The sequence below is a fragment of the Dellaglioa sp. CoH-55-MRSF-8 genome (assembly GCF_056782195.1).
This window is the reverse complement of the sequence record NZ_JBXAYH010000001.1, coordinates 189,342-203,519: the sequence shown is the minus strand read 5'-3', so window position 1 is coordinate 203,519 and position 14,178 is coordinate 189,342. Positions and strand designations below refer to the sequence as shown.

General features: G+C 33.4%; 13 protein-coding genes and 1 pseudogene. 1 reads left to right on the top strand and 13 read right to left on the bottom strand.

The features are described 5' to 3' along the window. Positions 1-168: 168 nt before the first annotated feature. The 9 genes and pseudogenes from nagE to AC1RPW_RS00915 form a co-directional block, all read right to left on the bottom strand. Positions 169-2,151: an N-acetylglucosamine-specific PTS transporter subunit IIBC gene (gene nagE / locus AC1RPW_RS00955; protein ID WP_481760988.1), complete on the bottom strand. Its 1,983-nt coding sequence runs from the start codon at positions 2,149-2,151 to the stop codon at positions 169-171. A 343-nt stretch (positions 2,152-2,494) separates the two neighbouring features. Next, positions 2,495-3,868 (bottom strand): FAD-dependent oxidoreductase, encoded by a 1,374-nt coding sequence (locus AC1RPW_RS00950; RefSeq protein ID WP_481760989.1) that lies wholly within the window; start codon positions 3,866-3,868, stop codon positions 2,495-2,497. Next, a complete protein-coding gene (locus AC1RPW_RS00945) occupies positions 3,868-4,887 on the bottom strand; it encodes a hypothetical protein (protein ID WP_481761150.1) in 1,020 nt (339 codons plus the stop codon). The genes AC1RPW_RS00950 and AC1RPW_RS00945 overlap by 1 nt, the downstream gene beginning before the upstream one ends. Positions 4,888-4,905: 18 nt before the next feature. Next, a pseudogene (locus AC1RPW_RS00940) lies at positions 4,906-5,247 on the bottom strand (helix-turn-helix domain-containing protein); the annotation flags it as partial. A 709-nt stretch (positions 5,248-5,956) separates the two neighbouring features. Then, positions 5,957-6,826: a methylenetetrahydrofolate reductase gene (locus AC1RPW_RS00935; protein WP_481762168.1), complete on the bottom strand. Its 870-nt coding sequence runs from the start codon at positions 6,824-6,826 to the stop codon at positions 5,957-5,959. 456 nt (positions 6,827-7,282) lie between these two features. Beyond that, positions 7,283-7,768, bottom strand: a complete 486-nt coding sequence (locus tag AC1RPW_RS00930) for a methylated-DNA--[protein]-cysteine S-methyltransferase (protein ID WP_481760991.1) — start codon at positions 7,766-7,768, stop codon at positions 7,283-7,285. 11 nt (positions 7,769-7,779) lie between these two features. Then, on the bottom strand, positions 7,780-8,616 hold the full coding sequence (locus tag AC1RPW_RS00925; RefSeq protein ID WP_481769375.1) for a YitT family protein: 837 nt from the start codon (positions 8,614-8,616) through the stop codon (positions 7,780-7,782). 139 nt (positions 8,617-8,755) lie between these two features. Then, positions 8,756-9,943 (bottom strand): iron-containing alcohol dehydrogenase, encoded by a 1,188-nt coding sequence (locus tag AC1RPW_RS00920; protein WP_481760993.1) that lies wholly within the window; start codon positions 9,941-9,943, stop codon positions 8,756-8,758. Positions 9,944-10,097: 154 nt separating this feature from the next. Continuing rightward, positions 10,098-10,565, bottom strand: a complete 468-nt coding sequence (locus tag AC1RPW_RS00915) for a DUF2798 domain-containing protein (RefSeq protein ID WP_481760994.1) — start codon at positions 10,563-10,565, stop codon at positions 10,098-10,100. Between the two features lie 174 nt (positions 10,566-10,739). Here AC1RPW_RS00915 and AC1RPW_RS00910 point away from each other — a divergent pair, with 174 nt between their 5' ends. After that, entirely contained in the window at positions 10,740-11,108 is a 369-nt protein-coding gene (locus tag AC1RPW_RS00910) for a DUF1304 domain-containing protein (RefSeq protein ID WP_409021750.1), read from the top strand. A gap of 48 nt (positions 11,109-11,156) precedes the next feature. On the opposite strand, the gene dhaM is transcribed toward AC1RPW_RS00910, so the two are convergent. The 4 genes from dhaM to fba all read right to left on the bottom strand — a co-directional run bounded on the left by dhaM (position 11,157) and on the right by fba (position 14,160). Next, positions 11,157-11,525 carry a dihydroxyacetone kinase phosphoryl donor subunit DhaM gene (gene dhaM / locus AC1RPW_RS00905; protein WP_481760995.1) on the bottom strand — a complete coding sequence of 123 codons (369 nt, stop codon included), beginning with the start codon at positions 11,523-11,525 and terminating at the stop codon, positions 11,157-11,159. Next, on the bottom strand, positions 11,522-12,106 hold the full coding sequence (gene dhaL, locus AC1RPW_RS00900) for a dihydroxyacetone kinase subunit DhaL (RefSeq protein ID WP_481760996.1): 585 nt from the start codon (positions 12,104-12,106) through the stop codon (positions 11,522-11,524). The genes dhaM and dhaL overlap by 4 nt, the downstream gene beginning before the upstream one ends. Positions 12,107-12,120: 14 nt before the next feature. Then, a complete protein-coding gene (dhaK, locus tag AC1RPW_RS00895) occupies positions 12,121-13,116 on the bottom strand; it encodes a dihydroxyacetone kinase subunit DhaK (protein ID WP_481760997.1) in 996 nt (331 codons plus the stop codon). 180 nt (positions 13,117-13,296) lie between these two features. Continuing rightward, on the bottom strand, positions 13,297-14,160 hold the full coding sequence (gene fba / locus AC1RPW_RS00890; protein WP_481760998.1) for a class II fructose-1,6-bisphosphate aldolase: 864 nt from the start codon (positions 14,158-14,160) through the stop codon (positions 13,297-13,299). Between the last annotated feature and the right edge of the window lie 18 nt (positions 14,161-14,178).

The window sequence follows — 14,178 nt, the reverse complement described above, 5'->3', positions numbered from 1 at the left end:
ATGGCCTCCTTCATTTTATGATGCGCTTACAGTCACTATACCATGCCGGTTTGCCAATACCAATTACAACTTATTAAATGAGTCATATTATTATATATAAGCTTTTTTATAAACCAGCTACCTATACCAAAAAAGCAGACCAAAAGTTTTGGCCTGCTTCATTTATTCTTATTTAGTTTGAACAATTGCCGAAACTTCATTGGCTTTAACTGTCTCATTCAAATGATCAAACGTTATATTAGACACTTTATCCATATTCGTTAAAACGACCATCATCGTTGTTTCCTTACCAGCAGCTTTAATTGCGTTTAAATCAACTCGCGCAACTAAGTCACCTGGTTTAAGAGTTTCGCCTTCAGAAATAGTCACTTCAAAAGGTTTACCTTCTAATTGAACGGTATCAATTCCCATGTGTAATAGGACTTCTAATCCCGTTTCAGTCGTGATACTAATTGCATGTTTCGTTGGAAAGATACTTGCTACTTTACCAGCAACCGGTGTATAAATTTCGCCATTAGCTGGTTCGACTGCATAACCATCACCCAACATTTTTTCAGCAAAGGTAGCATCTTTAACATCCGAAATAGACATTAATTCGCCCTCTGCAACCGTATAAAACGTTTCACTACCAATAACCGTTGAATCATTATGATTAGCTGTAGCGCTTGATTTATCCGTCTCAGCCTGTAACTTTTCATTACTTAATGAAATAGAATCAGCCTTTGACTCATATAACTTACCAAGCTCGTCAGCAACAAATTGAACTTCAGTTCCAATAACGACTTGAATATTTGTTTTATCGATAACTTTAAACCCAGCAGCACCTGATGCTTTAAGTGCATCTTCATTAATATGGCTTGTATCTTTAACTTGTAGACGAAGACGGGTTGTACAATTATCAACGACTGTTAAATTATCTTTACCACCAATAGCAGCGTAAACAATTTGAGCTTGTCGTGCATATTTGTCATCCCCTAATTCAGGCGATAGTTGAATATCTTCAGTAATTGGTTCGCGACCTGGTGTCATTAAGTTAAATTTCTTAATGGCAAAATTGAATAGTGTGTAATAAATAATTGCCATCACAACACCTTGTACCAACAGCATTAGTGGCATATTAGCCATTGGTACACGTATACTCAAGACGTAATCAACTAAGCCCGCACTAAATGTAAATCCAGCTGTCCAGTGCATAAATGCGGCAAAAGCTAAAGATAACCCGGTTAATGCCGCATGAATGACGTATAAAGGCCATGCAACGAACATAAATGAAAATTCTAAAGGTTCACTCACGCCTGTGAAAAATGATGCAAATGCACCAGCTAGCATCAATGAGCCAACTTCTTTTTTACGTTCAGGTAAAGCATTTCGATAAATGGCATACGCACCAGCTGGTAGCCCAAACATCATGATTGGGAAAAATCCTGCCATGTACATACCTGTAGTTCCTTTAATTCCTGTATTACTCCAAAAGTTCCCGATATCATTAATTTTAGCAACGTCGAACCAAAATACTGAATTCAACGCTTGATGTAATCCGGTTGGAATTAAAAGCCGGTTGAAGAATCCGTATAAACCAGCTCCAACCCATCCAAGTCCAACCATAAACTTACCAAATGCAACTAACCAAGCATAAACAACTGGCCATGCAAATAATAAAGCTAAGGTAACAAAAATCATTACCAATGCTGACATAATGGGTACTAATCGTTTCCCACTAAAGAATGAAATAGCCATTGGTAACTTCACACTATGGAAACGATTATACATTGCTGCCGCAATTAATCCGGCAATAATCCCAATAAACACATTACTACTGATAGAACTAAATGCAGGATCAACATCTGTTACTTTTACTCCTAATAAAGCCGCAACCGAAGTCGGTTCCAACATTTTAACTGGAATTTCAAATGCAACAACACCAGCTAACGCAGCTGCGCCATCCTTGTTAGTCGACATTCCTAAAGCTAAACCAGCAGCAAATAATAATGCTAGATTACCTAGAATTGCGTTTCCGCCGGCCTGCATAAATGCCGCCGCAAACCAATCTTGTGGCAACCAAGTTCCAATTCCAACCAGTAATGCTGCTGCCGGTAGTACTGCGATAGGCAACATTAACGAACGTCCCATTCTCTGTAAATAACTTTTCATTTTTTATCCCCTTTTTTTCTTATAAAAACTATCATACAGGTTAGACCAAAAAAATTCAAATCAAATACAAATCAAGTGAAAAACGTGTATACAAGGCTTTAGAAAATAAATTAAACATCTATACCAATTTTATTTTTTAGACAAAAAAAAAGTTGCTTAATTATATTAAGCAACCAACTTTTTAGAAAACAAGCGTCCCCACACTAAATTTTCTCTTCGATATTCTGTGTCCTAATCAATAAACTCTTTGAATCATTTATTTACAAGACTTATTATGCCATGTAATTCCCCATAAAAAATATTAATATTTGAGGGTTAACTCGCAAATTTTGACATTTACAGCTTATTTACTGATATGACGGTCTTTTGTCCTTCTCGTAAGGGCAACTTCATTTAAAGTATTTAACGCTTTATTGTATTCAGGATTAAAATAAAAATCCATTGATGATAATTTAGCCATCGTCATTTGCATATTAATAGCTACTGACATGATATTAATCATATCTAAAATATCATGTTTCGAATAAATTTGTGCACCAACAATGACTTCAGTATCTTTCCTGTACACAACTTTTATAAGTATTTTGGAACCATTTTTAACGTAATCATATTGAATCTTATTTTCAATTGTATTGGATAGAACATCCAATCCGATATATGGTGCGTTTTCTTCAGTGACACCTGTCGTTGCTAAATAATGACCGAATAAGTTCATCCCCGCTGTTCCTTGCGTCGTTTCAACTTTAACAGGACTAAATAGACCCGTACAGTTATACGCCGCCACAATTGCACCTTTAATAGCGTTATTAACAAGAGGTTGATACTCTCGACGTTGGCTGACAGTTTGTTTAAATCCGGCATTATCACCTGCTGCATAGATGTCTTTATCACTTGTCTGCATGTAATCATTGATTTTAATGGTATTATTTTGATTAAGTTCAACAGCGTCTCTCAAAAAATCATTGTTAGGTTTTAATCCAACCGAAAAAACGACTAAATCACAGGCGATTTCTTGGTCAGTTGTCGAAACGCTAACTATTTTGTTATTCTCATCCACATTAATAGCATGAACATCATTTTTTAATACAATCTTTATCCCTTTTTCTCTTAAATCATCAATTATCCGATTACCAATTTCTTGATCTACGTACCGTGTCAAAACACCTCCCATAGCTTCAACTACTGTAACATCAACTTTTTCGCCTTTACGTCCCTCATAAATTGAGCTAGCTAATGCAAGCCCCACTAATCCTGCACCAACAATTAAAATACGCCTATTAGTTGGGCACAACTGTTCCATAGCCTTTTTTGATTCTTCTAAATTTTTATAAAAAACAACATTTTCATTATCTATCCCTTTAATATGTGGTTTAACAACCTTAGACCCATTAGCTAAAATTAATTTGTCATAGTTGCTGTAACTGTATTGTTTATCTGCATTAACAAAGTATAAACGTTTATCCTCCGTACTAACGTGCAACACTTCAGTACCAAGCATCAATTTAATACCTTCAGACTCTAACGCAGCAGGTGTCGCATAACTCGCTTCTTCTAAGTTATCAATAACCCCATCAAATAACAAATTAATTCCAGATGAGATATAGCTAACGCTATCTTTCATTTCCATAATAATTACTTCGGCATTTGGATCTGATTTTGAAATTGTTCTAGCGGCAGCTATCCCTGCGTGCGTTCCGCCGATAATGACATACTTCATTATTTTTCCTCCAAGCTTTGCGTGTTAATTTTTCTAACCTTATCAATTTCTAAAATTTCATTTACGACATCAGTAATAACTTGATCTGAACTAACACCAATTTCTGACATCACATATAATGGTGAATTAAATTGATCTTGGTTAACACCCATCCTATTTGTCACAATTAAATCATATTCTTTACCTTCTTGATAAATTTCTACTTGAGCGTTTAAAACGCTGCTTAAAACACGTTCCATAATGATTACGGTTAGTTTTTCCATAATTGGATCACGATTAATTAATAAGCCAATTTTTAAAACGTCATCAAACTCGAAGTTTAAAATATTCAAGATATATAAATACTGATTTTGTAGATAATATAAATCATCTGGCGAATTTAAGCCATCGAACTGTGTAACAGATTGATACGCCGTCAATAATTTTTGAATGATCTGCGAAAAGTCTTCTCGTTCTAATGATTTACGATTAAATTCCATAATTGTTCGATTATAACTAAAACTTTCACCTTTAAATATGGCTAATTTGCTGTATGAATTAAATAAATTATAAGAAATTTTTGAATCCCGTTTGAAGTAAGTATATTTCTCAATATCACTCCAAAAAAGACTAATTGCACTATTGATGGGTGTTTTTTTATCAATATCGTCATCTTTAATTTGAACATATAATTCAGAATCGTTTTTAATTAAATCAAATCCAATTAAAAAGTAATAGAACCCAACAGCATCTTCTTCAGAAAAGGAAAGTGAATATTTTTTTAAAAATCTAAAAAGACTTAATTTAACTTTACTGTATGCGAGATTATTTTTGATTAATTCACGAGAAATAGGCGTTAATGTCTGAACATGTTGCTCTTTATATGAATTAATTCGAATATAAATTTTAAGCCATAGAAAAACTCTAAGTTTCTCGTCGTCTTTCCATCCTAAGTCATATTGTTCATCTAAAACATTAACGTAATCGTTAATCGTCTCATTTCTAGATAAGAGTTCTTCGCGATCAGTGAATGGAACCACCCTAATGAAAAAAAGGTAATAAAAATAATTCAGTTGAATTTTAGTCCCAACTAATCGTCGATTTTTAATTTTTAGATCAAATCCTGCTAACGTTTCATTTAATTCTTTAATTCACCTTGTTATTGACGACCCACTGATATGTAATTCGTTCTCAAGATCAATTAAATTCAATGTTTCATTCGCATACAAATACATTATTATTTTGTATTTATACGATTCTCTTAAAAAATCAGTACTAATATTCGATAAATTTGTCGTACCATCTACTTCAAATTCAACGTTATTAGCGCTCACTTCAAAATGAACATGACCTGAAGCGGTAGCTTCCTCAAGCGTTATTTCAATATTTTTTAGGTACATTCGTAAAGAATTACCAGATATTTGGAGTAATTCCATTAATTTTTTCTTACTTAAATAACCACCATGTGTTTGTAATAGTTCTAGTATTTGGTTAAAAGTTCTTTCCTGCCCATCTAAAAAATCTTCCATATACATAAAAAAATCCCCAGCTTCACTTGACCACTTACCCAATACGATTAAAAAGGCCAATTTAATTTAATTCTATTAATATGTTACCGCGAAAAGTGATAAATTGGTATTAATAATTTTATTTTTAATTTTATTTAATTTACCCCTTGCATTTTCGGTATATACTTGTTATATTAAATGAGTAACCTAATCAATAAAACTTATTCAGTACCTCCCCCAAGGACTGAATACCAAAATCAATCCCCCAATTGATTTTGACTGTTTTACCCTTTTCGACACTGTAACTTATGTTACGATGTCGTTTTTTTTTGCCTAAAAATAAGTATTTACTCTTTCAAAACCTAACTTTATCAATGCTTATACGCTAAATATACCTAACTTCTTTATTCTCTTTTATTTAACATAATTTCGTCACACTTTCTTCATAATTACTTGTTATTATATAAACATACCTTAATTAAATAACTTTTAACTTTAATTTGTTCTCCCAAACAAATTAAAATGATAATTAATTTCTTCCCGAATATTAATTATCCCTACTCCTTTTAATCCATTACCTCTCCCAGGTAGTGGATTTTTTTTATTGGCCTTGCATAATTTCAATGATTGCTTGATAGTCTGAACCTGGCGTCACTATATGAACACCATTAAAAAGGTTTGATAACGATTCAATTAAATTTTGCGAAGCTGCAATACCGACCTTACGTTCATCATTTTGCAACGCCGCTTGTTTCAATTCTGCCATAAACTTATTTGGTAGTTCAATACCCTGAACGTTATCTTGAATAAATTGAGCACGCTCAAATGAAAGTATCGGCATTACACTGATAAAAATAGGTATAGCCACTTCATTAATGGTGATCCAATCTTTTAATCGCTGAACATTTGTCATATCAAATACCGGTTGCGTGATAATATAATCTACTCCTGAATGAATTTTTCGATTAATATCTTCAAATTCAAAATCTAAATTTATCGCATTAATATTAAATGCCCCACCAACTTTAAATTGTGATTTACTATTTAATTCACGATTAGATGGCGATATTCCTTGATTCATTTTTTTAATTGTTGTAATTAATTGTTGCGATGTTAAATCATAGACATTTGTGGCACCTTGTATTTTTGTAGGATTCCCTTTAATAATCATTAAATTATTTAAACCAACAGCACTTAATCCCATTAATTTAGATTCTAATCCGACTAAGTTGTAATCCCGTGTTGTTAAATGTAGGATTACTGGAATCTGTTTTTCACTAAGTTTATATCCCAATAATATATTTGAAACGCGGGGCATCCCTAAAGGATTATCCGTAATTGATAATGCGTCAATATCTAATTTCATTAGTGCGCTAGCACCTTTAAAAAAATTATCCAGATTAAGCGTGCTTGGCGTATTCCACTCAACTAAAACCGTTTTGGTCATTTTCACTTTCTCTATAAAATTCAAAATACCTTCCTCCAAATCAAATTTCATATCACCTTACAATGTTAATTGTAAACTAACAAAACTGTCACATGCCTATGTTTTAATAAATAAAGCCGTATACTATAAATATACACACAAGATACTTTGTGTGTAACTTAATTCTACTATAAAAAAATACGATTATATTTTAGTTTAATTTTTCATCTAGATCTAACCTACTCCCCCCAGAGTCTCGAATAGATTAGTATTTTCTCACCACTACTTTTAAAAGTAGTGGTGTTTTTTTTACATTTATAGTTTTTCTTTTTAACGTCATATTTTCTTCACATTTACTTGTTAGAATAACTTCATACCTTAATTAATAACTTTTAATTTTAATTTATTTCCCCGAATAAATTAAATAAGATGATCAACTTTCCCCGAAGTTAATCACCCTTACCCTTTTCCGACATTGCCTCCCCTTGTAATGTCGGTTTTTTATTTGCGTTCTATTTCTAGTAGTTGCTTTTTCATATTAATCCCACCGCGATAACCCCCTAAGCTGCCATCTTTTCTTAAAATACGATGACAAGGTATTACAATTAATATAGGATTACGACCAACTGCACTAGCAACAGCGCGAATTGCTTTAGGATAATCAACTTCTAAAGCTAACTCAGAATACGTTCTCGTTTCACCGTATGGAATAAGTTGAAGTTGTCCCCAAATTTCTTTTTGCAGCATCGTCCCACTCAAATTAAAATCAACGGGGATCGTAAATTTTTGAATTTCATGGTCAAAATAGGCTTGTAGTTCTTCAATTATACTTTTAAAAATCTTGTCATTCTCTTCGAATTTAGTTCTTGGATAAAATATTTCAATTTCACTTCTTAACCCATTAGGCGACCCAACAAAACTCAATCCTTTATCAGTCATCCCTAGCCAAAAATAATCCGTGCCATTAAACCAATTCATTAAGTACATGTCAAAATCTCCTATTCAATCCCAGACAAATTTGCGCCATGAACTTCTGCGATATTATATACGATGATAAATGCATTTGGATCAATCGTATGCACCTTATTTAACATTTGTTGATAATTTTGATTTTCAACAATAATCATCAACATTTCTTTGCTTTCACCTGAATAACCACCTTTAGCATCAAAGATTGTTAGACCTCTATCTATAGTTGTATTAATATCTTCTTTTAATTTTTTTAATCCCTCTTCTGTACTCATCACATATAAAACTTTTTTACGGTCCAATCCCGTTTCAATATAATTCATAATTAAATACGTGATTATTAAAGAAAAAATCGCTAAAATAAATGCTTCAGAACCCGAGACAAATATATTGAAAAAACACACAATACCATCAATTATTAATAGACTGGTTGCAGGTTTAATATTGAAATATTTTTTGATTATTAGTGGTGGAACCGTTGTTCCACCACTGGATGCATCAATTCGATAGAGAATTGATATTCCCACCGCAAAAACTGCGCCACCGACAATAACAGCTAATAATCTATCCTCGACAATATTTATTTGAGGCGTAATCGCTAAAAATAACGGTAATACAAAACTACCAATCATAATTTTTTTAGTCGTTGAACGCTCTAACATAAAATAAGCCAAGATCAATAGCGCCATGTTAATGCTCAATAATACAATCGAAACGTTCCAATTAAAAGCTGTTTCTAAAAGGATTGCAATACCAGTTGCACCACCAACCGCAACTTCTTGTGGTGCGTAGAAAAAATTAATACTTATTGCAATCATTTCTAACCCAATTAACATTAATAAAAATTGAATAACTTGTGGTTTCATCCTATTTATCATAAAGGCCCTCTTTCTGTTCTAAATTTGTAACCCCTTACTATTTAGCATACCGAATTTTATATCATAAAACAAATTTTCGATTTATGGCACAAAAAAAGCATCTCTAAACAGAGATGCTTTTACTACTTTATTCGAAACTTTCAGTTGTCATTGAAGCTTTGTATAAATCAATAACATCATTTACTGACATATCAACATAAACAGCACTATCTAATTTTCCAACTCTAACAGCTGATTCAGCCATTACTTTAAAGTTTGTTTCTTCATTGATGTCAACACCGGGTAACGTTGTTGGTACACCTAACGATTTAACCCAGTCATAAACTGATTGAATAGCTTTATCAGCAACGACTTGGTCATCATCATCTTGAATATGCCAAACATTGCGACCAAATTTAGCAAACTTAGAAACCGTATCCGCAGATAAAACGAATTTCATCCAACGAGGTGTTATAATACCTAGCCCAACACCATGAGTAATATCGTAGTACGCTGATAACTCATGTTCAATAGAATGGGATGTCCAGCCATCTTGATAACCTAATCGCATAATACCATTTAATGCCATTGTTGATGACCACATTAAATTAGCACGAGCATCATAGTTATCAGGTTCCGCAACTGCAATTGGTGCCCATTTAATAACTGTTCGCATGATACCTTCAATCATACCGTCAGAAACATCATTATTTTTTTCTTTATCAAAGTATTGCTCTGTCAAATGAGAGAAAATATCAATTGAACCAGCAGCAGTCTGCCATTTTGAAACACTCATTGTTAATGCTGGATCCAAGAATGAAACAGCTGGTGTTTTGGGACCAAAACTACCTATTTTTTCATTTGTTTCTGGATTTGAGATAACTGATCCAGCATTCATTTCAGTACCAGTAGCTGCTAACGTTAAAATATCGACAAAAGGTAATTGATCAATTTTGAAACGTTTTGAGGGGTCTAATGATAAATCCCAAGGATCTCCTTCATAAAATGCTGCTGAAGCAATCATTTTTGAAGCATCAACAACAGAACCACCACCGACAGCTAAAATAACATCAATTTTATTTTCTTTAGCTAACTTTTGACCTTCACGAACTGAACCCACTTTAGGGTTTGGTTCGATTCCTGCTAATTCAACAACATTTAAATCACTCAAAATTTTCTTTACTTTGTCATATAAACCTGAACGTTTAATTGATCCACCACCATATGTTAATAATACATTGGGACCAAATTGTGCAACCGCATCATGTAATTCTGTTTCGATACGATCTGAACCAAATCGAATATCAGTTGTATTTTTAAATTGAAAATCTTTCATAAATATAATCTCCTTTGTATTTTGAAGTTATAGTCAAAGTTATTTCAAATGAACAACTACATTATAACCCCTTTAGGCGATGTCATTCCAATACAAGCCTTTACTAAAAGAAGATTCACCATTTTACTGGTGAATCTTCTATAAATATAAACGATTATTGTGTGACTCTTTTAGCTTCATCTTTTGCATGAATCATGCTTAAAATTTTTCTTGAAATTGGTCCAACAATAATTAGTTGTAACGGTACCGCAACAATAATATTGTGTCCAACAGTAGAAAGATAAGCAGACCAGAAATGAGCAGGCATACCACCTTCAATAAGTAACCCATAAAGTGACATAAAAGCGACCATTCCACAAATCATCATTCCTGAGATTGCGAGAATCATTTGCCACATTTTATCATGATTAAGAGGTAACTTATCAGCAATTGCCATCGCAATTTTACCGACAACTAAAACATCTAAGATAAAAGCAACAATAAAACCAGGAATGAATCCAAGTAATAACGTCACAAGACCTAGTTTTCCGACTAATAATAAATTGTATGCACTCATAACGAAAACCATCATCGAGCACATTAATGTTGTAAAAATAATTCCTTCTTTTGCATTTGTTGGCATATATCATTCTCCTTAATAACTTTAATAAAATATAATGTTACACAAAATAACTCACTGTCATAAGTCTTTTTTTTGAATATTAAAGCATTCTCATTGTAAGCGATTAAATCGATTGATTGTGCTACCAATTACATTACGTTATACTATATCCATAACGATTAAGGGGAGATTTCTATGTTAATTGCACTTATATTATCTTGGATTGTTGCACTTGAACACTTATTTATTATGATTCTTGAACTATTTTTCTCAACTAGTTCAATCGCTCAAAAAGCCTTTGAATTAAGACCAGAATTTTTAAATCAGAAAGAATCAAAAGTATTAATGGCTAATCAAGGGCTATACAATGGTTTTATTAGTATCGGTCTAATGATTGTACTTTTCATTCTAACTGGTGCTGCGCTTAAATCAATGTTGTTGCTTTTTACAGGATTTGTTTTTATTGCTGCTGTTTTTGGTAGTTTAACATCTGCAAAAAAAATAATTTTAGTACAAGGATTACCTGCATTACTGGCCTTTATCGCAATTACTTTAGCTTTATAGACTAACTAAAATAACGTTAATCATTAAGATTAACGTTATTTTTTTACGCTATTTAATTTTTAACGCTTCAAGTTGAACCTCAATATCAGCTAATTTAACATCAGCCTCTAAAAGAGATGCAGCAGTATAAGCACTTTCGATTAAAGCTGTATCGTACAGATGAACTTTTTTATCTGTGAATTCCATGACCATATTTAAATTCATCTTAGCACTTCCTAAATCATAAAAAGCTAACAACTCATCGGCACTATTTTCGTCAAAAGCTGCTTGGATTTTATCAAATGATGTACCAACTCCGTTATCATCAGTCCCACCAGCTGTTGTGATTGAGACACTTGCTGCAACTTGATCTAATAGTCGCTTGATACCTTCTGCAATTTCAGGAACATGCGATACAATTACAACCCCATATGTCATACTAGCACCCCCGTTTCCAGTAATGCCTCAAATAAATAGCCACTCGACATAGCTCCTGGATCAACATGACCGACAGAACGTTCTCCGAGATATGATGCACGTCCCTTTGTTGCAACAAGCTCTTTGGTTGCTTCAACATCTGCTTGTATTTTTTCAACTGTTATTTGCTTCATTTTAATATCCCCTAAAACTGGATTCCAAACATCAATCATGGTTTTAGCTCCAACATCTGAATCACCGCGTCTTTTAATACCATCTAGTCCCGCAGCTATTAATTTAGCTGGATCATTTGTTTCTTTACTTAATTTAGACATTTCAATAAAAGCCGTTCCATAAAGTGGCCCAGAAGCACCACCAACAGATTTAATAAAGGCCATTGCGACACTTTTAAATAAGTCTGATAAGGATTCAAATTTTTGATTTTTTAATAAATCTTGAATTGTTTCGGCACCACGAGCCATATTATTTCCGTGGTCTCCATCACCAATTGGTGTATCTAGCTCACTCAAATAAGCTTTATTTTCACTTATTTTCTCTGAAAAAATCTGGAACCATTCTGTTGTATTTTCAATTGTTAGCATTTTATTATCTCCTCTTACCAAGCGATTGTATCTACCGTATAATTTAAATAAGAAAGCCATTTATCATCTTCAATTTTAAATAATGTCAAAGAAATTCCAGCCATATCTAATGATGTCATATAATTACCGACCTTTGTAAATGCGACATCGACTTTTTTATTATTTAATTGATCAAGCGTATCGTTCATAAAAATATATTGTTCCATTAACGGTGTTGCTCCTAATCCGTTAACTAAAACGGCATATTTATCATCAGATTTCATATCAAATGCAACTTTTAGTTTACTTAGTAACTCTTCAACCAATTCCTTAGAAGGTTTTAATTTTTCACGACGATATCCGGGTTCACCATGAATTCCTACGCCATATTCAACTTCATCATCTGCAAGTTCAAATCCTGGTTTACCAACTTCTGGGACGGTCGCACCACTCAATGCAATCGCAATTGTTTTAATATTTGGCATCACTTTTTTAGCAAGTTCATCTATTTCATCTAATGTAGCTCCTTGATCTGCAGCAGCACCCAATATTTTATGCATGAACACTGTTCCCGCAACACCACGTTTTCCTTGTGTATATAGACTATCTTCAACTGCAATATCATCATCTACAACAATTGATTTCACTTTAATTTCATCTATTTCAGCAAATTCTTTGGCCATATCAAAATTCATGACATCGCCGGAGTAATTTTTCACAATACAGAAAACACCTTTACCGTGATTAGCAGCTTTGATTGCTTCATAAATTTGGTCTGGCGTGGGTGAAGTAAAAACTTGTCCAGCAACTGCACCTGACAACATACCGGGACCTACAAAACCAGCATGGGCAGGTTCATGTCCACTTCCACCACCACTAATGAGTCCAACTTTATCTTCCATCGATGCCACATCACTTCTAACCATAGCTTCCGTACTATCAATTTTACGTAGGTATTGTGGATAAGCCTTAACTAACCCATTAACCATTTCACTTACAATATTTTTTGGATCATTAATTATTTTTTTCATAGTATCCCCTTTTCTGTCTGTTTTAGGTACTTCTCCATTATATTGCAAACGTTTACAAATAACCAATTAAACTAGCTTTTATTAATAATTCCATGACCATTCAATTCTCAAGACACAAAAAAAGAGTTTCCAAAATCATAACGATTTTGAAAACTCTTTTTGAAAGAACTAAATAATAAATTATTTAGCTGCGCTTGTACCGAACCATTCAATACGATCTTCAACAAGATCAGTGATTGCTTTTGTACCTGGTGCAAATAATTTACGAGGGTCATAACCTTTACCTTGTTGGTCTTTACCTTCTTCAATATATTTACGAGTAGCAGCAGCGAATACTAATTGACATTCAGTATTAACGTTGATTTTTGAAACACCCATTTTAATAGCTTTTTGGATTTGGTCTTTAGGAATACCTGAACCACCATGTAATACAAGTGGTTGTTCGATTACAGCAGCTAATTCAGCTAAGCGATCGAAGTTTAAACCAGTCCAGTTAGCTGGGTATTGGCCATGAATATTACCAATTCCACAAGCTAAGTAGTCGATTCCTGTTGCAGCAAGTTCTTTAGCTTCGTTAACGTCAGCTAATTCACCAGCTCCGACAATTCCATCTTCTTCTCCACCAATTGAACCAACTTCTGCTTCAACTGAGATACCTTTAGCATGTGCTAAAGCAACGATTTCTTTTGTTTTTTCTAAGTTTTCTGCAAATGGTAAATCATGACCATCAAACATAACTGAGTTGTAACCAACTTCGATACATTCTTTAGCAGCTTCAAAATCACCATGATCTAAATGCATAACAACGGGAACAGTGATACCCATTGATTTAATAGTGTCTTGAACAAGGTGTAAAGCTAATTCATATCCACCCATATATTTTGCAGCACCCATTGATGTTTGGATTAAAACTGGAACACCTTTTTCTTGGGCTGCAGCAAGAATACCGCGAGTCCATTCTAAGTTGTTTGTGTTAAAAGCACCAACAGCGTAATGACCTTCACGAGCAGCGTTAAACATACTTGTACCATTTACTAATGACATTTGAAGTCCTCCTAGATA

Excerpts from the sequence above, each read along its gene's own strand:
- nagE (WP_481760988.1), bottom strand. The coding sequence starts at position 2,151 with ATGAAAAGTTATTTACAGAGAATGGGACGTTCGTTAATGTTGCCTATC.
- dhaL (WP_481760996.1), bottom strand. The coding sequence starts at position 12,106 with ATGCTAACAATTGAAAATACAACAGAATGGTTCCAGATTTTTTCAGAG.
- AC1RPW_RS00950 (WP_481760989.1), bottom strand. The coding sequence starts at position 3,868 with ATGAAGTATGTCATTATCGGCGGAACGCACGCAGGGATAGCTGCCGCT.
- AC1RPW_RS00910 (WP_409021750.1), top strand. The coding sequence starts at position 10,740 with ATGTTAATTGCACTTATATTATCTTGGATTGTTGCACTTGAACACTTA.
- AC1RPW_RS00920 (WP_481760993.1), bottom strand. The coding sequence starts at position 9,943 with ATGAAAGATTTTCAATTTAAAAATACAACTGATATTCGATTTGGTTCA.
- dhaK (WP_481760997.1), bottom strand. The coding sequence starts at position 13,116 with ATGAAAAAAATAATTAATGATCCAAAAAATATTGTAAGTGAAATGGTT.
- dhaM (WP_481760995.1), bottom strand. The coding sequence starts at position 11,525 with ATGACATATGGGGTTGTAATTGTATCGCATGTTCCTGAAATTGCAGAA.
- AC1RPW_RS00930 (WP_481760991.1), bottom strand. The coding sequence starts at position 7,768 with ATGTACTTAATGAATTGGTTTAATGGCACGGATTATTTTTGGCTAGGG.
- AC1RPW_RS00915 (WP_481760994.1), bottom strand. The coding sequence starts at position 10,565 with ATGCCAACAAATGCAAAAGAAGGAATTATTTTTACAACATTAATGTGC.
- AC1RPW_RS00925 (WP_481769375.1), bottom strand. The coding sequence starts at position 8,616 with ATGAAACCACAAGTTATTCAATTTTTATTAATGTTAATTGGGTTAGAA.
- fba (WP_481760998.1), bottom strand. The coding sequence starts at position 14,160 with ATGTCATTAGTAAATGGTACAAGTATGTTTAACGCTGCTCGTGAAGGT.